At 39.7% G+C, this 22,210-nt stretch carries 15 protein-coding genes; all 15 read right to left on the reverse strand.

Annotated elements, in window-relative coordinates:
• Positions 1-61 precede the first annotated feature (61 nt).
• Positions 62-2,506: an ATP-dependent Clp protease ATP-binding subunit gene (locus tag R2R35_RS06760; RefSeq protein ID WP_317733742.1), complete on the reverse strand. Its 2,445-nt coding sequence runs from the start codon at positions 2,504-2,506 to the stop codon at positions 62-64.
• A 282-nt stretch (positions 2,507-2,788) separates the two neighbouring features.
• Positions 2,789-3,823 (reverse strand): protein arginine kinase, encoded by a 1,035-nt coding sequence (locus R2R35_RS06765; protein ID WP_317733743.1) that lies wholly within the window; start codon positions 3,821-3,823, stop codon positions 2,789-2,791.
• A complete protein-coding gene (locus R2R35_RS06770) occupies positions 3,816-4,364 on the reverse strand; it encodes a UvrB/UvrC motif-containing protein (RefSeq protein ID WP_317733744.1) in 549 nt (182 codons plus the stop codon). Before R2R35_RS06770 ends, R2R35_RS06765 begins: the two co-directional genes overlap by 8 nt.
• A gap of 32 nt (positions 4,365-4,396) precedes the next feature.
• Positions 4,397-4,792 carry a GntR family transcriptional regulator gene (locus R2R35_RS06775; protein WP_317733745.1) on the reverse strand — a complete coding sequence of 132 codons (396 nt, stop codon included), beginning with the start codon at positions 4,790-4,792 and terminating at the stop codon, positions 4,397-4,399.
• 82 nt (positions 4,793-4,874) lie between these two features.
• Entirely contained in the window at positions 4,875-6,101 is a 1,227-nt protein-coding gene (locus R2R35_RS06780; protein ID WP_317733746.1) for a cadherin-like beta sandwich domain-containing protein, read from the reverse strand.
• A 29-nt stretch (positions 6,102-6,130) separates the two neighbouring features.
• Positions 6,131-8,770 (reverse strand): SH3 domain-containing protein, encoded by a 2,640-nt coding sequence (locus R2R35_RS06785; protein WP_317733747.1) that lies wholly within the window; start codon positions 8,768-8,770, stop codon positions 6,131-6,133.
• A 233-nt stretch (positions 8,771-9,003) separates the two neighbouring features.
• Entirely contained in the window at positions 9,004-10,275 is a 1,272-nt protein-coding gene (gene purD, locus R2R35_RS06790) for a phosphoribosylamine--glycine ligase (protein ID WP_317733748.1), read from the reverse strand.
• Positions 10,276-10,390: 115 nt separating this feature from the next.
• Positions 10,391-11,017 carry a phosphoribosylglycinamide formyltransferase gene (gene purN / locus R2R35_RS06795; RefSeq protein WP_317733749.1) on the reverse strand — a complete coding sequence of 209 codons (627 nt, stop codon included), beginning with the start codon at positions 11,015-11,017 and terminating at the stop codon, positions 10,391-10,393.
• Positions 11,011-12,036, reverse strand: a complete 1,026-nt coding sequence (gene purM, locus R2R35_RS06800; protein WP_317733750.1) for a phosphoribosylformylglycinamidine cyclo-ligase — start codon at positions 12,034-12,036, stop codon at positions 11,011-11,013. Before purM ends, purN begins: the two co-directional genes overlap by 7 nt.
• A 70-nt stretch (positions 12,037-12,106) precedes the next feature.
• Positions 12,107-12,622, reverse strand: a complete 516-nt coding sequence (purE, locus tag R2R35_RS06805; protein WP_317733751.1) for a 5-(carboxyamino)imidazole ribonucleotide mutase — start codon at positions 12,620-12,622, stop codon at positions 12,107-12,109.
• 276 nt (positions 12,623-12,898) lie between these two features.
• Positions 12,899-14,959 (reverse strand): aminopeptidase, encoded by a 2,061-nt coding sequence (locus R2R35_RS06810; protein WP_317734758.1) that lies wholly within the window; start codon positions 14,957-14,959, stop codon positions 12,899-12,901.
• Between the two features lie 100 nt (positions 14,960-15,059).
• Entirely contained in the window at positions 15,060-15,386 is a 327-nt protein-coding gene (locus R2R35_RS06815; RefSeq protein ID WP_317733752.1) for a DUF6142 family protein, read from the reverse strand.
• 222 nt (positions 15,387-15,608) lie between these two features.
• Positions 15,609-16,079 (reverse strand): VanZ family protein, encoded by a 471-nt coding sequence (locus R2R35_RS06820; RefSeq protein WP_317733753.1) that lies wholly within the window; start codon positions 16,077-16,079, stop codon positions 15,609-15,611.
• A 655-nt stretch (positions 16,080-16,734) separates the two neighbouring features.
• Complete coding sequence (locus R2R35_RS06825; protein ID WP_317733754.1) at positions 16,735-19,293, reverse strand: Ig-like domain-containing protein; 2,559 nt, start codon at positions 19,291-19,293, stop codon at positions 16,735-16,737.
• Positions 19,294-19,712: 419 nt separating this feature from the next.
• Positions 19,713-22,151 (reverse strand): phenylalanine--tRNA ligase subunit beta, encoded by a 2,439-nt coding sequence (gene pheT, locus R2R35_RS06830; RefSeq protein WP_317733755.1) that lies wholly within the window; start codon positions 22,149-22,151, stop codon positions 19,713-19,715.
• Positions 22,152-22,210 lie beyond the last annotated feature (59 nt).

A 22,210-nucleotide genomic window follows, 5' to 3' on the forward strand; every position in this document is an offset into this window, starting at 1 on the left:
ATAGCTCATATTATACTATATTTTCGTGTCAATTTCCACAGGATTATTCACAAGTTTTGAATTATTTTTTGGAAATTTTGATTTCTTTGTCGATTAATTCAACAAAAGCTGTATCTCCGCTCTTAATCTTACCTTCCAATATTTCTTCCGCAAGCTTATCTTCAATATTTGTCTGGATGGCTCTTCTTAAAGGTCTGGCACCATAATTCTGATCGAAGCCAGTTTCAGCTATATGTGCAGTCACCTCTTCACCTATTTCAAGGTTAATGCTCATCTGCTGTTTTGCTCTCTTTGTGATAGTGGCAAGCATGATACCTACAATGCTCTTGATATCCTCTTTGGAAAGGGAATGGAATACGATCATTTCATCAATTCTGTTTATGAATTCCGGCTTAAAGATACGTTTAACTTCCTCCAGTACCCCTTCACGCATTTTCTTGTAATCTTCCTTTTCATCACTGACAGAAGCGAAACCAAGTTTTTTGGGAGAAATAATATTCTGGGCACCTGCATTGGAGGTCATGATAATTATGGTATTTTTAAAGCTTACTTTTCTTCCCTGGGCATCGGTTATATGACCATCATCCAATACCTGTAAAAGGATATTAAATACATCAGGATGGGCTTTTTCCACCTCATCAAAAAGAATAACGGAATAAGGATTCTGCCTTACCTTTTCACTTAACTGACCGCCTTCATCATAACCAACATATCCCGGAGGAGAACCGATGAGCTTGGAGACACTATGCTTCTCCATGTATTCCGACATATCTACTCTAATCATGGAATTTTCACTGCCAAACATAGCTTCTGCCAGGGCTTTTGAAAGTTCAGTCTTACCTACACCAGTAGGCCCGAGAAATAAGAAAGAACCAATAGGTCTTCCCGGATCCTTTAAGCCCACTCTGCCTCTTCGAATTGCCTTGGAAACAGCTGACACTGCATCTTCCTGCCCGATAACCCTTTCATGAAGGATCTTCTCTAAATTCCTTAAACGTTCAGATTCTTCTTCCTCAAGCTTTCTAACAGGAATCTTGGTCCAGCTTGAGATAATATCTGCAATTTCATTTTCACCAACAATCAAGAGATTATCCTGCTTTTCCTTTTCGGTTTTTACCTGCAAGGCATTTAGATTAAGTGTTATTTCTTCCTGCTGTCTCTTTAAATCTCCGGCTTTCTCATATTCTTCGTTTTTGATTGCCTGTTCTTTCTGCTCTTCCAATGTCTGAATCTGCGTTTCCAGCTCTTTTACCTCAGGAGAAGTAATATAAGTACTGAGCCTTACCTTGGAGGCTGCTTCATCCATTAAATCGATGGCTTTATCAGGTAAATAGCGGTCATTGATATATCGGCTGGACATCTTAACTGCCGCTTCCAATGCTTCATCGGTAATCTTAACCTTATGATGTGCTTCGTAACTGTCCCTTAAACCCTTTAAGATAAGGATAGCTTCCTCTTCTGAGGGCTCTTCTACTACAACGGGCTGGAATCTTCTCTCCAATGCGGCGTCTTTCTCGATATATTTACGGTACTCTTCTCTGGTGGTAGCACCAATTAGCTGCAGCTCACCTCTTGCCAGTGAAGGCTTTAATATATTTGAGGCGTCAATGGCACCCTCTGCTCCGCCTGCTCCGATTATTGTATGAATCTCATCGATAAACAGCAGTACATTGCCGTCACCCATTACTTCACTGATTACCTTCTTGATTCTTTCTTCAAATTCACCTCTGTATTTAGAGCCTGCAACCATTCCGGACAGATCCAGGGTAAGTACCCGCTTATCTTTAATCACTTCCGGTATATTTCCTTCAACAATTTTTCTGGCAAGTCCTTCTGCAATGGCAGTCTTACCTACACCTGGTTCACCTACCAGGCAGGGATTATTCTTGGTACGTCTGCTCAATATCTGTATAACTCTCTGGATTTCAGATTCTCTGCCGATTACAGGGTCTAACTTGCCTTCTCTTGCATATTCCGTTAAATCCCTGCTGTACTGATCCAGGGTAGGGGTATTGGATTTTGCTTTTGCTTTGCTTTTATTAGCGGAGTATTCATTCTTGGCAGTATTCATATCTGCTCCGATAGCGGTTAACAGATCCACATATAATTTCTGCAGATTAATACCAAGGGTATTTAACAGTCTTACTGCAATACAATCTGATTCTTTGATAAGTGCGATCAGAATATGTTCAGTTCCTACGGACTGGCTCTTTAACCTTACTGCTTCTTTAAAGCTCTGATCAAGTATCCTCTTTGATCTTGGGGTAAAGCCGTCTACTTCAACTGCTTCCATGGTAGAACTGGGAGCAATCAGCTGATTTACCAGCTCCAATACCTTATTTACTTCCACTCCGTTTTTCTCCAGAACTCTTGCTGCCACACCATCGGATTGTAACAAACCAATGAGAAGGTGTTCTGTACCTACATAATTATGGGATAATTTATAAGCAACTTCTGTGGCATAATTAATAGCACGTTTTGCTTCTTCGGTATATCTCTCATTCATAGTTTACACCTGTTGCGCCACTCGTAAAATCAGTGGAGTAAAAGAATCTGTCAGTGGCATCCTTTCTTTTCAATTTTCTTTTACCCATTTAAAGGTTAAAGGTACTATATAAGTTGAATATTAGTTTTTTCCTTTTCAAAGTGTAAAATGTGCTGCAAAACTTATAATTTTATGCTTTGAAAAGGAAAAAACCATATTCAGCTTATATATACCCTTTTCCTTCTTATTCTTTGAAAACCATCCGGTGCAAGAACTTCTCTTCCGGAAGGCCGTTTTTTATGGTTAAACCATATCCGGCAGCTTCTCTCTTACATAATCTGCTCTGAAAGTGTCTCTTCTTACACTTCCGATTGTTTTATCCAGGATACACTGTAAATTCCCAGGTTGTATTTCCATCATCAACTCATGAACATTGCATTCTTCTTTTAAAGCTATAAGCTCCAGATCAACGCCTAACTTCACCTGTGACAATAACGTCATTGCATCCACAGAAGAAAGCTGCTTTGCATATTTTAGTACACCAAAGGAACGATGAACCTTATCTTCAAATTCATCATAGTTATGCGTCAGGATATATTCTCTATATCTGCGTTCCTGTTTCATTACCTGTTCTACAATACGGTTAAGACGGTCAATAATTTCTCTCTCCATACTGCCTAATGTTTTCTGGTTGGATATTTGATAAAGATTGCCCACACTTTTAGATGCTTCTCCATAGGTTCCTCTTAGAGCGATTCCATACTGGGACAGTTCTTCTGCAAGCTTGGTAATCTTGCCGGTTACAGTCAAAGCAGGCAGAAACATCATATAGGATGCACGAAGTCCTGTTCCAACATTAGTGGGACAAGAGGTGAGATAACCATATTTTTCATGGTAGGCATATTCGAATAATTCACTTGCGATGTCATCAGCAGCATTGGCCTCAGCGAAGGCACCCATTATATTCATACCTCCGGTAATGGACTGTATTCTTAGATGGTCTTCTTCGTTTAACATGATACTGATTCTTTCATCTTCTGACAGGATAAGTCCTGTGCTCTGTTCTCTGTCCAACAAAAGAGGACTTATTATATGCCTCTCTACCATTGCTGTCTTTTCCGAATCTGATAACAAATCAACATTACAGCTGTAATACTTCTTGGTTTCTTTCGCCTCCAGAACAGCTGTTGCTTCCTTTAACTTTTCTACCAGTTCTATTGCCTGGTTATCTGTAAGCTTAGCTGAGAATGGAAAAGACTTTAAATTTCTTGCCAGCCTTACACGGCTTGAAATTACTACATCACTGTTCTTTCCGTTTTCTTTATACCACTTAGGCATTGTTCATCTCCTCCTTCTTTAACTGACGGATTCGATCTCTTATTCTGGCTGCCTCCTCAAATTCTTCTTTTTCCACGGCATCCTGAAGCTTTATGGATAATTTATCTATTTCAGACAGTTCTTTCACCAGCTTTTCTGTCTTTGTTTCAAAGCCTTTTGGTCTCTTGCCGTTATGGGTATCAGCACCCTGAATGCTCTTAAGGCTCTTCTCAAGTACCTTCTGAAAGCTCTCATAACACTCAGCACATCCGAAACGGCTTTCTTTTAAAAACTCTGAATAAGTCATTCCGCAGTTCTTGCAACTGGGCTCCTTTTCCCCTTGCTCCGTTCCATGGAGGCTTCCGGGGGCCTGATAATTGCCAAGTATGGAGGACAACAGGTTACCAAGTGTCATTTCCTTATTAAACATTCCTGAACCCATGGAAAAAGAGGTGTATTCCAAAGCACATTCTTCGCAGAGATGTTGTTCTTTCTTCTCGCCGTTAATGATTTCCGTATAATAAAGTTTTGCTTCGTTTTTCTTACACTTATCGCATAACATAGCTACATCCTCCTGTCCGGATGTGATTTCGGTTACGGCTTTCCTTTCTCTTTGGGGTCGGAACTGAAATCACTAAATATTCGATCCACTATTTCGTGAACTTCTTCACAGCTGATGTTCTTGCAGGCTGCTTTGGCAAGCAGTACTCGCATTTCAAGCGCCAATTCTTCCATGGCTTTGAGTTTATCGACACTTACAGCTATTACTGCCCCTTTTCTGCGATCCAGTTTAACATATCCCTGCTGTCTTAAAATAGTATATGCTTTATTCACAGTGTGCATGTTAATGCCGATATCATCTGCCAGATCACGCACAGAGGGGAGATTATCACCGTCTCTGAACTCAGCGTTGGCTATACCAAATATAATCTGATTACATAGCTGGATGTAAAAAGCTTCATCACTATTAAAATCAATAGTCACTATCAAATTAACCACCTCCCGCAACATTCGTTATATTTGTTATACTGCCAGTATAACAAATATATTCTAAATGTCAAGTAGCAACAACTTAATCTTCGGAACCTTTATTTTTAAGCAGAAGCTTAATTATGCCGATAGCAAGAGCACTGCAGATTCCAGTCAATACAGCTGCTGCGATACCAAGAATCATGATCTGGTTCTGATAATGCTGCGTTTCTCTTGTTTCTTTATTTATAACTAACTTTTCACCTTCTTTGATACTGACAGGATTGAACCTCTGTATGGTATTCTCTCTTCTGTCATACTGATAGAAACCTTTCAGTCCGTGTATATTCTCCCCGTACAATAAGAGAAAGTCACCGTCAATATCCGCTGTATTGGTATATACTGAAACCGATACACCATTTATTATAAGAGATGTCTTTGTATAACCAGTAGGTATTACAACTTCCTCTTCTGGAGTCAATAGATGCAGATAGAAACCTCCTGTAAGGTAAGTCTCTTCCCCTGTCTTCTCAAGCTTTATCTTGCCCGGTTCAGTCTCCTCACTGTCTCCCGGCTCATTATTCTCTTCTTCCGTACCTGCCGCTGTCTCTTCTTTGACAACGTCCAATTTATAGATATTAACCTTCCCCGAAGCAGCTTTCACATTAATTTCAACAGAATTATGCCCAGGTTTGAAATCTTTATTACCGTTTATTGTTACAGTAGCATTACTGTCTTCGGGTAACGCACTGATAACAAGCTGGTTGGTATCCTGATCAATGGTTAAGGAATAATTATTCTCCTTGGGATCAAAATTACCTGTGAGGGTTCCGGGATTTACTTTGAGTTCCTTCAGATTTGCATTCTCTGAGGCCTTATCCTCTGCCGCAACTTCAACTTCCAACTGATTGCTGGAGGCTGACATTTTATCTGCAGATTCAAAGGTATAGATACCGGTTTCTTCATTCAGGGCAAAGGTGGATTTACCAATTCCAACAGCCTTGAACTTCAAAGCATATTTTCTGCTGGAATCCCCCTCCTGCACTCCCATATCCGTAATTTTAATAAGGCCTTCTCCGCCTGCGGCAACACCACCATCATTTTGAAATTCCAATATATCAGCATTATATGACAGATACCCTTCAAAATCTCCTATGAGTTCATCCGACGAAAGATTAATACTAATAATTACCGAATCACCTTTTTTGAGATAATTGTTATCTGCCTTAATATTAACACTTACCCCGGCTGCCATACATACTTTGGCCGGGAAAATTACTATCAGTGCAAATAAAAATAATCCGACCACTATTTTATGTCCGTTTTTCATAAGGATTACCTCTCTTTCGTTTTAAGGGGTTACTGCTGCTCCCTGAAAACATTGATGATATAATTTCTGGTATTGCCATTCTCTGCTGTTACAGTTATGGTAACTATATTATTGCCTGTGTTTAATATTATGTTTCCGGTTCCCTGTACGTTAGCTTTCGTACTTACAGCACTGGCAGATACTTTGATCGCAGCCGCACTGTTAGGTACAATGAGGGAATACTGCTGATCAGCTTTTAAATCAAAGGTAGGGGATAAGCTGTAACCATCTACTGCCAAAGTCTTAAGCCAGTTGTTCGGATTATAGGCTTTAACAGGTACCTGGCTCACAGTTTCCGGCATGTTTAAATATACCGGCACCGAAAACACCAATGGCATGGTACTCATATTGCTGTAAGCTGAATACGTTTTTGCCGCCTCAGCATTAGGTGCTTCGATATTAGCCATATACTGATGTGAGAAAGTTGAAGTAGCAGTCATATTGAATTTCTGCAGATATATTGTATCCTGGCCTCTTTTTATATAAGTACTGCCGATAATATAAGAACCTCCGACAATGGCATCATAAGGGTTGTCCCAGGGAATCAGATACTGGCTGTTCAAGCTGCTGCTGGTTGTTCCGTTCTTTGCATATTTAAGGGCATTGGCTATTGCACCGCCAGCTGCAGTACTGTGGTATGCACCTATGTTAAAGAAATTGTAAAGTCCCTGATAGCCGGAAAAGGTTCCTGATACACTATCGCTCAAGCTAGTTACTCCTGTAACTACCTCCTGCTTGGATCGGCTGGCCAGATGGTACGGACTTACACCGGAATAAACTGCTGCATCCATAAAGCTTTCTCCATAAGATTTTGTTACAGTTGCTCCGGAATCATTTACAAAAGAATAGTTTTTATTATACAAAGGAGTATTATACAGAATGCTTTCCACGCCTACAGTATTCTGGTACTGACTGTTAAATGCCAGGGTCTCAAATTGAAAAATCCCTTTTTCCGTAAGAAAATTTCTTGGATCCATATAATATCGAAGTCCTTCTGTTGACGGTGTTACCCAGGTAGAACCGTCAAAGGGTACAAAGGTATCTGTCTCCCATTTATAAGCACCCGCAGCCAGCGATTTCCACTCAATGCTTTTACCATTGGTTATAAGATTTACACCAAGCACACTTTCTTTTGCTATGGCTGTTTCCCAATCAATTCCTGTATGAAACGCATTGAATACCCAGGTCGGATGAGCTTGATGCAAGGCACGAAGACCAGCCTGGTAGCTCTCCGGAAAGCCCTGTGCCGTTACATAATTTTCAAATTCAGTATTGGTCATTCCCGTTGATGGTGTTACTGTAGGCGTTACCGTGGTAGTTGGCGTTCCATAGTTTAGGAAATCCATAACCGTTCCATCCACATAACTGCCTGTTCCATTAGCAATAAAGGAGGTCTGGACATAACCTTTCGCTTCTTTTCCGCCTTTGGTAAAGCTTACATAATACCATTGAACGGAGTTCTCTGTTACTGTATTCAATATGGTAACTTTCTCATTAATCGCTAAGGTTACTGGCACATATAAGGTTGTAAGCAGAAAATCCTGTGTGCCTTTAATATTTACATACACATAAACGGAACCATTGTATTGTACATACCCGTCAGTTGCACCAGGTGTTGGGGTAACAGTAGGTGTCGGGGTTGCCGTAGGTGTTGTGGTGGGTTTTGGTGTTGTGGTAGGTTCAGGTGTCGCTGTAGGTTTTGGTGTCGCCGTAGGTTTTGGTGTCGCCGTAGGGGTAGGCGTTGTGGTTACAGTCTTTTTCGTAAATAGAATCTGATTGGCAGCTATATAACCCGTGTATTTCACACTGCCCTTCTTATAGGTAATCTTATACCATTTTTTCCCGTTTTTATCCGTACTTTCAGATGCTACAGTAACAGCAGCCTTTTTTGCTACGGTTATATTATTTCCTTTACTGTCCTTTATATAGACAGAACTGTCTGAGGCCAGTTTTCTTATTTTAACTGCTGCCGTTACGGTTCCATTTACCGCCGAAGTAATCGACAACTTGACATAGTCACTGATAACATACCCTTTAATTGTTTTCTTATTCAGGGTATAGGATATGCTATACCATTTTTGAGAATTTTTTATAACCTCATCTGTAATTGTAACTTTTTGATTCTTACCTACCGCAGCAACCTTTTTTGCGGTGGTGCCTGCTGAACTTCTTACATTAACATTGGTAGCTGTGACTACAGCACTGATTTTCAAAGGAACAGTTGTTGTTGTACCGGTTGAAGTCTTATCTGTGGATGTAGGGGTAGGTGTCGGTGTTGCAGTCGGTGTTGCAGTCGGTGTGGCAGTGCCTGTGCTTTTACTTATATAGGTTCCTAGAATATAACCTTCTGATTTAACTCCACTGAAGGTAAAGGATATCTTATACCAATCGCCTTCTTTTTTAACCAGGGTTACTTTTTCACCTTTTTTTAAAAAGGCATTACTGCCTTTTACTTTAACAATTGCATAACTTGTTCCGGGACCGGAACGAACATTAAGACTGGTGGCTGTGACAGTTCCTTGGCTTTCAGCCTGAACTTTAATTGTATATGTAGGTAATATCTGCAATGCAAATAAGCTTAAGCATAACATAAATACAATTATTCTGTGATAATTAGTTCTTTTTTCCATAAATCCCTTCCTCTTTCTAGAAAACTGTTTTTCTTGTGTCCGGTTCTTCTTATGTTAATCAGGAGTCCTATTTGAATTCCATATTATTCCTTGTCCTTCAATATTCTACAAAATACATATGGCACTTCTGTGACATTGTCGTCAGATTACTTAATAATTTATATCGACATAAAAAAAGAAAAGAATGAATGTCAAAATATTCATCCTCTTCTAAGGCTATATACTATATTAATTTATACTTCATCAATTGCTTTACCGATATCACTTCTGGCATACTTATTGGTAAAAGTCACCTTCTCTGCTGCCTGATATGCATTTTCTCTGGCTTCTTTCAAAGTATTTCCCGTGGCTGTGACCCCTAAGACCCGACCGCCTGCCGTTACTATCCTTTCCTGGTCATTGGCTGTACCGGCGTGGAAAATAAAAACACTGTCGTTATCCTTAAATTCATCAAGTCCTTCAATGGGAAAACCTTTCTCATAGGAAAGCGGATAACCCTGGGAAGCCAGTACAACACATACTGCCGCATTGTCTTCAAAATCCAGTCTGATCTCTGAAAGTCTTCCCTCCACACATGCTTCAAAAACCTCTACAATATCGTTCTTAAGCCTTGGTAATACCACCTGCGTCTCAGGGTCACCAAATCTGGCATTATACTCTATTACTATAGGCCCCTTATCCGTTAGCATCAAACCAAAAAAAAGTATACCGGTAAAACTCCTGCCTTCTTTCTTCATGGCAGCCATAGTAGGTCTATAAATATGCTCCATACAGTAGGCATCTATAGCTTTGGTATAAAAAGGACTGGGAGAGAAAGTTCCCATACCGCCGGTGTTGAGGCCCTGATCATTATCCTTCGCTCTCTTATGATCCTGGGCACTGGTCATGACTGCGATATCTGTACCGTCACAGAATGCAAGAACAGAAACCTCCCTGCCAGTCATAAATTCCTCTATTACCATGGTATCTCCGGAGGAACCAAACTGCTTGTCCTCCATTATAAGCTTAACTCCATCACAGGCTTCCTGCCTGGTATTGCAGATAAGTACACCTTTACCCAAGGCAAGACCGTCTGCCTTTAATACAACGGGATAAGTACAGTTATTGAGATAATCATAAGCCTTTGAGGCTTCGGTAAATGTTTCATAACCTGCTGTAGGAATGTTGTATTTCTTCATAAGATCTTTTGAAAACGCCTTTGAACCTTCTATAACAGCCGCTGCTTTGTCCGGCCCAAAGACACGAAGCCCCCTTTGTTTGAAAACATCTACGATTCCTCCAACCAGTGGATCATCGGGTCCGACTACGGTTAAATCAATGCTCTCTTTTTCAGCAAAGTCTGCAAGTCTTTCAAATTCCATTACACCAATAGGTACACAGGCTGCATATTCTTTTATTCCTGCATTTCCAGGAGCGCAGAATAATTCTGTTACTTTTTTACTTTGTGCAATTTTATAAGCTATGGCATGTTCCCTTCCGCCGCCACCGATAATCAGTACTCTCATACCCAAACCTCACCTTCCAATCAATTGCCTATCCGATCATTGTATTGATACATTACCATTTCTTTTAGCGAAAAGACGTTTGAAACTCACTACTGCAAAGAGTTTTCAGCCTTAACTAAGAAAGAATCCTTACTTTATTATTCTCCAGCAAGACCCGGTTGTTCGCGATTAAATTTATGGCTTCAGGTAAAAGCTCCCACTCAGCTTCCTCCATTACGCGCTTTTGCAGTATTTCAGGAGTATCTCCTTCCTGAATTTTTATTGCTTTCTGGAGTATGATCGGTCCGGTATCCGTTCCTTCATCTACAAAATGAACCGTTGCTCCCGTAACCTTGACCCCGCGTTCCAGTGCTGCTTCATGAACCTTGAGTCCATAATAACCGGTTCCGCAAAAGGAGGGGATAAGTGATGGATGAATATTTATAATCCGATCTTTATAGGAACGAATGATATCTTCCGGTAGAACCACAAGATATCCTGCAAGCACCAGTAGATCCACTTCATATTCCTTCAGTTTCCGATGCAGCTCTTTATGAAAAGCAGCTCTATCCGGAAAATTCTTTGGAGCGATTACTTCCGCCGGAATATTATTCTCCTTCGCACGGACGAGAGAATAAACACCGTCCTTATTGCTTATAACAACCTTTATCTTTGCATTGGTAATCTTACCGTTATTGATATTATCGATAATAGCCTGGAGATTGGTTCCACTGCCAGAGACCAGTATTCCTAAGCCTAGCATAAGGTTACTCCTTTATCTCCTGCTTTGATATCCCCAACAATATAGGGGCTTTCTCCAGCTTCCTTTAAAAGTGTAACAGCTCTATCTGCCTCCTCGGCAGCCACAGCTATAAGCATACCGATTCCCATGTTATAGGTATTATACATAACCTTCTCTTCAATAGACCCGTCTTTTGCAAGCATCGCGAAAATAGGAGGAACAGGATAGCTGTCTTTCTTAATATAGGCATGGACACCGTTTCTTAACATTCTGGGTATGTTCTCATAGAAACCGCCTCCGGTTATATGTGAGCAGGCTTTTACTTTTATCTTCCCTTCTTTTAAGGCAGACAAAGCTTTTACATAAATACGTGTAGGCGTTATAAGGGCTTCCCCTAAGGTAGACCCCAGAGACTCATAGTAAGTATTCAAAGACTCTGTATTCATATTAAATACTTTTCGTACAAGAGAATAACCATTGCTGTGAATTCCAGAAGACGCCAATCCAATTAAGACATCTCCTGCTTTCAGCTCTTTGCCGTCAATCATATTCTTACGGTCTACGATACCTACTGCAAATCCCGCCAGGTCATATTCCTCCACCGGATAAAAGCCTGGCATCTCTGCTGTTTCTCCTCCTATTAAGGCTGCGCCTGCTTCCTGACAACCTTTTGCCACACCACTTACGATGGCAGCAATCTTCTCAGGGTCATTCTTACCGCAGGCAACATAATCCAGGAAAAATAAAGGTTCCCCGCCGGCACAGGCAATATCATTTACGCACATGGCAACGCAGTCAATACCAATGGTATCATGTTTGTCCAATAGAAATGCAAGCTTTAATTTGGTTCCTACTCCATCGGTACCTGATACTAAGGTAGGCTCCTCCATATTCATAAAACTCTTTAAGGAAAAGGCTCCGGAAAAACCACCAATACCGGACAGTACTTCCTTCCTCATGGTTTTATCGATATGCTCTTTCATCAGTTCAACCGCTTTATATCCCGCTTCAATATCCACTCCAGCATTCTTATAATCCATATTTGACTCCCATCTGCGTGTTATAGCACGTCTCTTTCCTTTGCTCTGTATTGATTCTTTTCTGTGTAAATTATTTCTCTTTCAGATATTCCTTATAACCTACTTTTTCCAGCTTTTCTGATTTTGCTGCTACGGTATCCTTTAAGTTCTGCGCATAATCTTTGATACGTCCCAGTAATTCCTCATCGGAAGCTGCAAGGATTTTAGCTGCAAGGATTCCAGCGTTTTGTGCACCGTTAATGGCTACTGTTGCAACAGGGATACCTGCGGGCATCTGAACGATGGAATAGAGAGAATCCACACCCCCCAGTGATTTTGTCATAATAGGCACACCAATAACCGGAAGTGAGAATATTGCTGCTGTCATACCGGGTAAATGAGCCGCACCGCCAGCACCTGCAATAATAACCTTATACCCTTTTTCTTCTGCTGATTTGGCGTAATCATAAAATACATCAGGCATTCTGTGAGCAGAGATTACAGTAATGTCATATTCTACTTTTAGTACCTCGAGTACTTCAGCTGCTTTGCTCATGATCTCCAGATCTGAATCACTTCCCATAACTATTCCAACTTTAGCTGCCATATAAAATCCTCTCTTTCTTATCTGTTCATTCTATAAAACCAGTGTAAAAGCAATATTTATTTTTGATGCTTCCATTTTATCATAGCTGCCTGCTTTTGTCTTATGATTTCCTGTTATTAATTTCTTATTGTATTTATTAACACAAATAATAAAAAGGCTTTATTATGAAGAAATACATATAAATACACAAAGAAAGAGCAATTATGATTTCCCTCCTATACCAGAATTTTTTCTGTTATATCAGGTTACATAATTGCCCTCTCTTTTTGCAATATATTAATTTATTTGAAAAGCCTCATTTAAGCTTTCCGTACCTGCCAGTACAAATCTTCCGTCTTTGATAATGGCAGTTTCTTTTCCGCTCTTATTAACCACCGTAATTTCCTCCAGCTCATCATATGGAATGGTAATATCCGTATGACAGTTAAAATAAGCCTTTTCAATCTCCGTTAAACGCAGAATGGATACTTCATTGTCTTTGGCAACAATCTTCTTACCATCCGGATTGCGAAGCGTAAGTTCTTCACTCATTTTATAGCAGGTGTCGCCAACTGCAAAGTGAGGTCCTGTCTTCTCAGCGATGAGTATGGGGAGCTTATCCCAAATTCCATATTTACCAGCCATTACATAAGCGGTAGTATTGGTACCTATGGCAAATTCGCCCATAGGAAGGGTATCCTGATTATAAAGAATATTTTCTTTCATATATCGTTTATTCTCTTCAGGATTGGTGAAATTACCGCAGTTATACTCTGTTATCATACCATCCTTAAAGGTTATGGAAAGGTCCGTGTATTCCAGTCCATTTAAGAATATTCTGGATACATTTAAGACTCCCTCTGTACCTGTGAGTTTTGGCGAAGTAAACACTTCTCCCACAGGAATATTTACATCAGCGGTACAGTTCTCAAAAATAGTTTCGGTAGCAGAATCTTTTATCTCATAAAGCATGACCTTTAAATCCGTACGATTATTTCCGGTACCTTTTATTCTGACATATTCACCGGTATCCAGACAATCAATGATTTTCTGCTGAATACCTTTGTAAATATCATTATCCAGGTTGTTTACCTTTACCGTCTCACGGAAGATTTCCTCAAATTTATCTCCTATTTCAGTAATCGGATATGCAATTATTGTAAAGCTGGTTTCATCCCCTTTGATATATTGATAAAATACCATATTGGAATCACGCTGATAAGCCACCGATAACTTCTGCTGCCTTTTATCCAGCTTAATAACTTCCTCTTTTGCTTTTGGCGCAAAATTCTTCTCACCGAAGACCTGAATAAGAGCCGGTCCTGCAAAATCTGCTGCCTTTTCCTTATACTTCTCAAAAGATGCCTTATAAGCCTGCAGTCTTCGTTCATGAAAAGCTTTGTCCATATATAATCCAATATCAAAACGGTGATCATAGTCATATTGATAGTTCGGGCCTGTTGAATGATAGCCGATTCTTAACTGCTGCTTCTTGTCCATACTGGCAGTAGCAGTACGATACATTATAGGTTTTAAGCCCATTTCTGCAAAATATTCAATCGCATACTTCACCATTCTCTCAAAACCAATGTTATAGCGGATGCATACTGTTTTCTTTTTGCTCAAATCTATTCCGCCTGCCAGGAAACCTCTTCTATATCCGTCTGTATAAGTAAAAGCCATTGCTTTTACTTCATCCTCCGGCAGTTTATTAAGAAACGCAGCTGTTTTTATCTCATTCTCTCCGATATATTCACCGAACTGATACAGATATCTTAAATCCGACAGATCCCAGCTCTCAATGATATCCGCAGCAAAAGAGAGCTCCTCGTCCAACAGCTCTCTGGTACGGTACTCCATTATATCATTGCAATTATCCATATTGAAATCACAAACTGCCCGCTTGATATCCTTATAGGTGAATTCATCTTCTTCTTCAAAATAATTGTATATCTCAATCAGTAATTCCATAAAAATGGTCATAAAATAAAGTCTGGATTCCGCCGCGTATACAATCATTCCTCTGACTTCAGCATAAAGATAGCTTAGGATTTTTCCATATTTCTTCCCCAGCCTTTCAGCTGCATAAGCAGGATTAGCATAAGAGCTTTCATAATTCTCAGGCAGTATATCTTCATATAGGCTTTTATTAAGCGCTTGTAACTCTTCCAGTGACAGATCCTTCAGTTTATTTTGCTCCGTCAGTGCAGAAAAATCAACCGCCTTTTCAATAAATGCAGCTGCTTTCATAAAATAATCTCTGTAGGGCTCTTTCACACTTTCTTCTTTTTTTATCTCTTTTACACGCCAAACAGCAAGCTCGTATCTTTCACGAATGCTATCATTCTGTTCTTTCATAAGTTCCTGGTAATTCAAATAAGAAACCTCCTCTATACTTCAATTAAGTTTTTCAGTTACAATATAGGCAACTTTAGCCCTATTATCTTTTAAACACCTGTTACATGAAGATTCCCATTACATAGAGTATAAATAAAGAAATCGTAAGAATACCGTTTATCGACATCCCAGTAATCGGTGCAGTATAATAGATTTCTTTTTCCATGCAGGCTCTCACCCCTACAACAAAACCTACAAAACATAAAATAAACAATATCATACCTGCGATTCCAAAAATAATGGAGCCGTTCCCTTTGTATATTCCGGACACTATAAACAGTGTCAAAAGCCCGGCTATACTGACACCACCTATGACTGTTGATACCATCCCTTTTACAGAATGACTTTTCCCTGTAAACTTGTAGCTGTCTTTTCTTGTTTTAAACATATACCACCCCTTAAAGCTATATCTATAGGTTGAACTTGTATTTTATATCCGTCTTTATTACATCTGTCTTTTTTTATCCATCTATTATATAATCCTTCTATTGTATAATCCTTCTATTACTTGTCTGATTTGATTCGTTTATTTGATATCAGTTATATTGTTTTCGTTTATCTCATAATCATCTGTTTTGTAGTTCTTTCTATCCTTTTGTTTCGTATTTGATTATTTATATTTTCGACGAAATGATCTTAGCAGCTTCCTTGCCAGAAAAAAGCACAGACCTCCTATAAAGCCTCCTATGGTATTCATCAGAAGATCATCAACATCAAAAATCCCAACTTTAAAAATCAATTGCAGCAGTTCAATTGTAAGACTGAACTCCAGGCTCAAAAGAGTAATATTCAACAATTTTCTGTTGTCCGGGCTAATGATGGGTAATACAAATCCAAAAGGTGCAAATGCCAGAACGTTCCCGAATATATTAACGATAAAAGCCTCCGGTCCGATGACATCCCTGTATTCTATAAATCGCTTTACTTCTTTAAATAATGTTAAATTATATCTATATTCACCAGAACTAATTGTTCTTCCGTAATGTTCACTAAAAAACAAAAAATATGCCAATAAAATAAGATATAACACAAACAGTAAGCGGCTGACAGACATTATTAGTTTGTTACTGAGGTTTTTCACTGACAAAGTCCTCCACTGCAGGTTTTTATATCTCAACTATTATAAATCAAAACCATAGGTACGTAAAGGGGGCATAAGTTGAAAACTAAAAGATGTTTTCAACTTTCTTATTAAATGTGTGCCAAAGCACAGAGGGCATAAGTTGAAAACTAAAAGATGTTTTCAACTTTCTTATTAAATGTGTGCTAAAGCACAGAGGGCATAAGTTGAAAACTAAAAGATGTTTTCAACTTTCTTATTAAATGTGTGCTAAAGCACAGAGGGCATAAGTTGAAAACTAAAAGATGTTTTCAACTTTCTTATTAAATGTGTGCTAAAGCACAGAGAGCATAAGTTGAAAACTAAGAGATGTTTTCAACTTTCTTATTAAATGTGTACTAAAGCACAGAGGGCATAAGTTGAAAACTAAAAGATGTTTTCAACTTTCTTATTAAATGTGTGCTAAAGCACAGGGAGTTTAAGTTATAAACTAAAAGATGTTTTCAGCTTTCTCATTATATGTGTGTGCTAAAGCACGTCATAAAGCGCAGTATATGTTCAAATTTGAAAACAAAAAAGCAATAAGAAAGAGCCTCCGCAAATCTATCCTGCGGAAGCTCTTCCAGCTTAATTCTATAGCTTATAACCTAAGTATGTCTTTCATAAAATATACAAATTAATAATTAGGGACTACTGTTACTTCTGTAAAGGTTGCTGCATTACCGCTGGTATCTGTTACAGAGTTGCTTATTGTAGCCTTAATTGTAATCGGTACACCCTTAACAGGTGTATTATTTAACAGAATCATAACTTTGTTGTCTGCAAAGGAGCAGCTGTAAGCCATATTGATATTATTCTGTAAAGCCTCAAAGCTGGGGTTTCCTTTTACATTCTCGCTGAAAGTCAGAGTGACGATATTAGGATAGGAGTAAGTTGCTCCCGTCAAATAAGGTCCTGAATTTTCAGTTAATGCAATGGTGCTGCTAAAAGGATTCATAGCTGTATACGTATTGTTGTAACCCTTGATATTCGTTATGGTAATCGGATACAAGGTTGTATAGGATATGGAACCTGCTGCTACAGTCAGGGTTATGGTTGCTCCTGTAGTTGTATTAGAGGTAAGCTCAGCCTTAATAATGCTTACGCCTGGTATATAGTAGTTAGAAATCGTCTGCGCGGTTACTTCATCAACTTTATCTGCAAAGGTTACAAATATCTGGCTGGGCGTAACCGGTGACTGGGTTACTGACCTCGGACCTGGTAAGATAGATGATGCAGTGGCTGTCTTTGCAAGCTGTATCGTTTCTGCCGCATTTGTATTATAATACTGATCCTTCACTAATCCAGAAGGTACTACTATGGTGTATTGACCTGCATCACTGAATTGTGAAGCATTCAAGATTAAGGTAACTATATTTCCGCTGACAGAAGCCATATAGGATATGGTTCTGTTGCTATAGATGTCATTATTTGAGGTAACAACTCTGGTAGCTGTAAGGTTACCGGTCTGTGACATAAGCGTAACATCTTTATTATAAGTCAATGTTAACAGATAAGTATCTACTCCGTTTACACTTTCTGTCCTCAGTTCAAACTTACTAATACTAGGTATGTTCGTAGTAATCGTAAAGTCAACGGTATAGGTCAGGAAGGTCCTGCCGGTAGTATCGGAAGGATTAACATTGTAGCTGTCCCACATACCGATAAATACCTTCTGAACACCGGTTAGCAGAGCTCCTGTGGAAGAAATAGTGTAATTAACCTTCTTAGCATCTGTGGCGTCTACTGTACCATTGGTAATATATTCACCGTTACTTAGCTGAAGGACACCGGGAACACGGATATTTCTGCTAAAGGTAGCTGATATGGTATTGTAGCCGGTTCTCTCGATCTTAACAATATTCGCCTGAGGTTTATAGGATGTATCTGTACCAACGATAACAGAAATATTGTATGTTGTAGGATAGTTTCCTGCAAGATCTTTCACACCGGATAAAACCACTGTGAACTGTTTGTCTTTATCATAGCTGGAAATGCTTGACATATCTATGATCAAGGACTTACCATCAGTACTGGGCTTGTAATTGGTCTTGCTCTTAAGCAGAGCCAGAGTTGCAGGTAAAGCCTGTGTTGCTGTTGAAGTCGTATTCAATCTGGCATCCAGGATAGTCAAGCCTGAGAAATCCATACTTTCCGAGAAGTTAATGGATGCCTTATAACCGGAATCATCTACTGTAAAGCCCGTATAATACGGCGGTGTAGTATCAACATAGGTCAAATCAGTATAATAGTTCTGCATTGCTATGCCTTCTGTTGAAAGAATAGCAGATGATACATGTATATTATATTTACCACTGAAAATTTTTGTTGTATTAATGGTTAATACTTTCGCATCAGAGGATAAAGTTCCGGATAAGGTACCTACCCCAGCTGCCAGATTTCCTTTATCGTCTGCTTTTGGAGTAATCTCCACAACATTTAAAAGCTTCTTATTCTTATCAAAAATCGTAGCTGCATCCACTGCACGATCAAACGTAACTGTCAGCGTGGAATTATCCGTAATGACTGCTGACTTAACTCTTGCTGTCTTGCCTGCCACTTCAATATTTATGCTACTGAAAACACTGCTCTTAGAGGCTCCGGCTGCTGTCATGGAAGCAGTTGCCGTAAGAATTACAAATCCAGGTTTGATTCCGGTAACAACACCATCTTTATCAACGGTTGCAAACTCTGGCTTGTTAATGCTGTAGGTTACTACATCATTGGCATTGGAGGGTGTTAAAGTTACATTGAAATCATACTTTTCACCAACCTCAAGCAAATGTCTGCCATTGTTATCTGCAGTATCAGTTGCGTTATTAATTGCAATTTTCGTTGCAGGTATCTTAACAGTTACCTTACAGCTTAAAGTAGTTGTCTTCTTATTCGTATATGTAATCGTTAATTTAATGGTTGCGCTGCCTTTTCCCTTTGCCGTAACATAACCGGTAGTAGCGCCCACTGTTGCAATCTTCTTATTGGATGATGTCCATTTGGTGGATTTTACTTTTGATTTATCCAGATTCTTTACACTTAAGGTAAAAGTTGAGCCAACCCCTACCAGAGTTCTAGCTTTCGTGGAAAGAGCCGGTGCTGCTGCCGCTTTGGCAGTAATGGAACCTATAGAGGTAAGCAGCGGCAATATCATCGCAGTAATCATAAGAACTGCCAGTGCTTTTCTCATTCCTTTTTTCATATTGAACCTCCTCTGTTGTTTATTTGTCTGACTAATGTTATTGTACATCATAATGGCTTAATTTGTCAAAACCTTGTCAGAAAAGTGTCACGGGCGTCAAACGTCGTTTTTATCCTTGGAATGGTTGTTTGCACAAAACTGAAGGGCTCACGCTTCCATAACAATGTATAAGAAGCCCAGATTCTCTGTGGCTTTTGTGCTTGGCATATCCTCAAAGAGAAACCTAACATCGCTCGTACAATCCTTTAGAGGATATATATCCTCTAAAGAGAAATCTAACATCGCTCGTACAATCCTTTGAGGATATAGCACAAATTGAAAGAGAAAAGGACTTCGATACATTTCCATAGTGCACATTCATTTTCTGTTAATGCAAATCTTTTGTATGCTTATTAATACAGGGTCTCCCTGGTTTGTTGCTATTGTCTTAATTCAATTCCCATATTACTGAGATTCTTGAGGATTTTGTTCATAACCTCTGAAATATCCTTCTCCTCCAACGTTCTGTCCTTTGCACGGAAAGAGAGGGAATATGCCATGGATTTAAATCCTGTCTTGATCTGTGATCCTTCATAGATATCAAAGAGTTCACAGTTCTCAAGTATGCTGCCGGAGCTCTTGCGGATAACTTCCTCAACCTGACCGGCTGTTATCTCTTTCTGAACCAGCATGCTTAAATCTCTGGTAACTGCAGGATATTTTGCTATTCCCTGATATTTGATATCAAAGGAAGCTCTTGCTACGATTTCAGGCATATCCAATACTCCGACATAAGCCTTATCCCCGATATCATAACCCTCCAGTACATCCGGATGAATTTCACCCAGGTAACCGATAATCGTGCCGTCATATGTCATTTCAGCCTGTCTTCCCGGATGAAGATAAGGCTTTAAGTCTCCGGGTTCATAGCTTACTCTGTCCTTTAATCCCACTTTCATAAGGATTTCTTCCAGCACACCCTTTAATTCAAAGAAATCTCCCTCACCATAGAAAGCGAGCACTAACTGTACTCTTTCCTCTGGAAGTTCTGTCAGAGGAAGTGCTTTCGGCAGATAGGTATTACATAATTCATAAAGGCGAACATTCTTGTTTCTGCGGTTATAATTCGTGGACAATGACAGAAACATTCCATTAAGAGGAAGCGTTCTCATAATACTATAGTCTTCACCAAGAGGGTTTGATATAACAACTGCCTGTCGTTTCTTATCCTCTTGTGTCAGAAGTAGTTTGTCAAACACCTTGGGGCTTTCAAAGGAGTAGCTCATAGCCTCTGAGAAACCGCATTGCTCTGCAACATTTCTTGCTACATTCTCAATACGAAGCTTAAAAGGAAGGCTTCCTGTTGTAGCTTCTCCTGTAGGAAGGGTTGTGGGTATGTTGTCATACCCAAAGAAACGTGCTACTTCTTCGTCTAAATCAGCCTGAAGATTAACATCCTGTCTCCAGCTTGGTACGATTACTTCACTGGTGGCTTCATCATAGCTTAAACCAATTTTCATAAAGTAAGAAAGCATGGTCTCTTTGGAAAGGTCTGTACCAAGTACTTTATTGGTTCTTTTATAATCAAAAGGAACTCTCTTTTCTGTACGGATTATGGGGTATACATCTGCTGCACCGCCCACAACTTCACCGGCTCCCAGTTCTTCAATCAACTGGCAGGCCCTATTAATTGCTTCCAGTGCCGTATTGGGATCCAAGCCCTTCTCAAACTTAGCTGCCGCATCGGTTCTAAGTCCAAGTTTCTTACCGGAAAGACGAATATTTGTACCGTCAAAGCAAGCAGCTTCAAAGAGCAGAGTAGTTGCTTCTTCTGTAATCTTTGAGTTCTCTCCGCCCATGATTCCGGCGATACCAACAGGCTTTTCACCATCACAGATCATAAGGATGGAGGAATCAATCTTTCTTACCTGCCCATCAAGGGTAGTAAACTCTTCTCCGTCTTTTCCTCTGCGTACTATAATCTCTTTGCCTGCTATCAGATCAAGATCATAGGCATGCATAGGCTGTGCATATTCTTCCATTACGTAATTTGTGATATCAACAATGTTGTTAATCGGCCTGATACCACAAGCTGCCAGTCTTCTCTGCATCCACTGAGGTGAAGGTGCTATCTTGATGTTCTTAACCACTCTTGCTACATATCTGGAGCAAAGATCAGTGTCTTCGATGGAAACCTTGATAAAATCTGAAGCCTTTTCGCTGTTGCCGGTTTCCTTCACAACAGGAGGAACAAACTCCTGCTGAAAGGTTGCTGCCGCTTCTCTGGCAAGACCGATTACACCAAAACAATCCACGCGGTTTGAGGTTATCTCATATTCGAACACTACATCGTTAAGTCCCAGAGCTTCTACTGCACTGGAGCCGATTTTTAAATCCTTGTAGGCGTCGTTATGGCTGAAGATATAAATCCCATTATCTGGAGCATCGGGATACATCTCTTTACTGGAACCCAGTTCTTCAATAGAACACATCATGCCAAAGGATTCCACTCCGCGAAGCTTACCCTTCTTAATCTTGATACCACCAGCTGTTTTATTTCCGTCGTGTCCTCCGGCAACTCTTCCGCCTTCTAATACAACAGGTATAACATCTCCTTCGGATACATTGGGAGCACCTGTTACGATCTGCACCGTCTCTCCTTCCTCTGTAATTTGTACCTGACAGATAATCAGTTTATCTGCATCCGGATGTCTTTCTATCTTTAATATCTTACCTACTACTATTTTCTCAAGATCCCTGTCAAGGGCTTCAAAACCTTCAACCTTACTACCGCTTAAGGTCATTTTATCCGTATATTCCTGAGGGGTAACGTTAAGCCCCGGCACATATGCTTTAATCCATGACAATGGCGTATTCATGTGTCTCCTCCTATTATCTGTTTCTTTCTCTATTAATTGTATTAAGTCTCTTCTGGAAA

The organism is Anaerocolumna sp. AGMB13020, from assembly GCF_033100115.1.
In the GTDB taxonomy this organism is placed as follows: Bacteria; Bacillota; Clostridia; order Lachnospirales; family Lachnospiraceae; genus Anaerocolumna.

Coding starts and splice junctions, on each gene's coding strand:
- R2R35_RS06760 (WP_317733742.1), bottom strand. CDS start 2,506: ATGAATGAGAGATATACCGAAGAAGCAAAACGTGCTATTAATTATGCC.
- R2R35_RS06765 (WP_317733743.1), bottom strand. CDS start 3,823: ATGCCTAAGTGGTATAAAGAAAACGGAAAGAACAGTGATGTAGTAATT.
- R2R35_RS06770 (WP_317733744.1), bottom strand. CDS start 4,364: ATGTTATGCGATAAGTGTAAGAAAAACGAAGCAAAACTTTATTATACG.
- R2R35_RS06780 (WP_317733746.1), bottom strand. CDS start 6,101: ATGAAAAACGGACATAAAATAGTGGTCGGATTATTTTTATTTGCACTG.
- R2R35_RS06785 (WP_317733747.1), bottom strand. CDS start 8,770: ATGGAAAAAAGAACTAATTATCACAGAATAATTGTATTTATGTTATGC.
- purD (WP_317733748.1), bottom strand. CDS start 10,275: ATGAGAGTACTGATTATCGGTGGCGGCGGAAGGGAACATGCCATAGCT.
- purN (WP_317733749.1), bottom strand. CDS start 11,017: ATGCTAGGCTTAGGAATACTGGTCTCTGGCAGTGGAACCAATCTCCAG.
- purM (WP_317733750.1), bottom strand. CDS start 12,036: ATGGATTATAAGAATGCTGGAGTGGATATTGAAGCGGGATATAAAGCG.
- purE (WP_317733751.1), bottom strand. CDS start 12,622: ATGGCAGCTAAAGTTGGAATAGTTATGGGAAGTGATTCAGATCTGGAG.
- R2R35_RS06810 (WP_317734758.1), bottom strand. CDS start 14,959: ATGAAAGAACAGAATGATAGCATTCGTGAAAGATACGAGCTTGCTGTT.
- R2R35_RS06815 (WP_317733752.1), bottom strand. CDS start 15,386: ATGTTTAAAACAAGAAAAGACAGCTACAAGTTTACAGGGAAAAGTCAT.
- R2R35_RS06825 (WP_317733754.1), bottom strand. CDS start 19,293: ATGAAAAAAGGAATGAGAAAAGCACTGGCAGTTCTTATGATTACTGCG.
- pheT (WP_317733755.1), bottom strand. CDS start 22,151: ATGAATACGCCATTGTCATGGATTAAAGCATATGTGCCGGGGCTTAAC.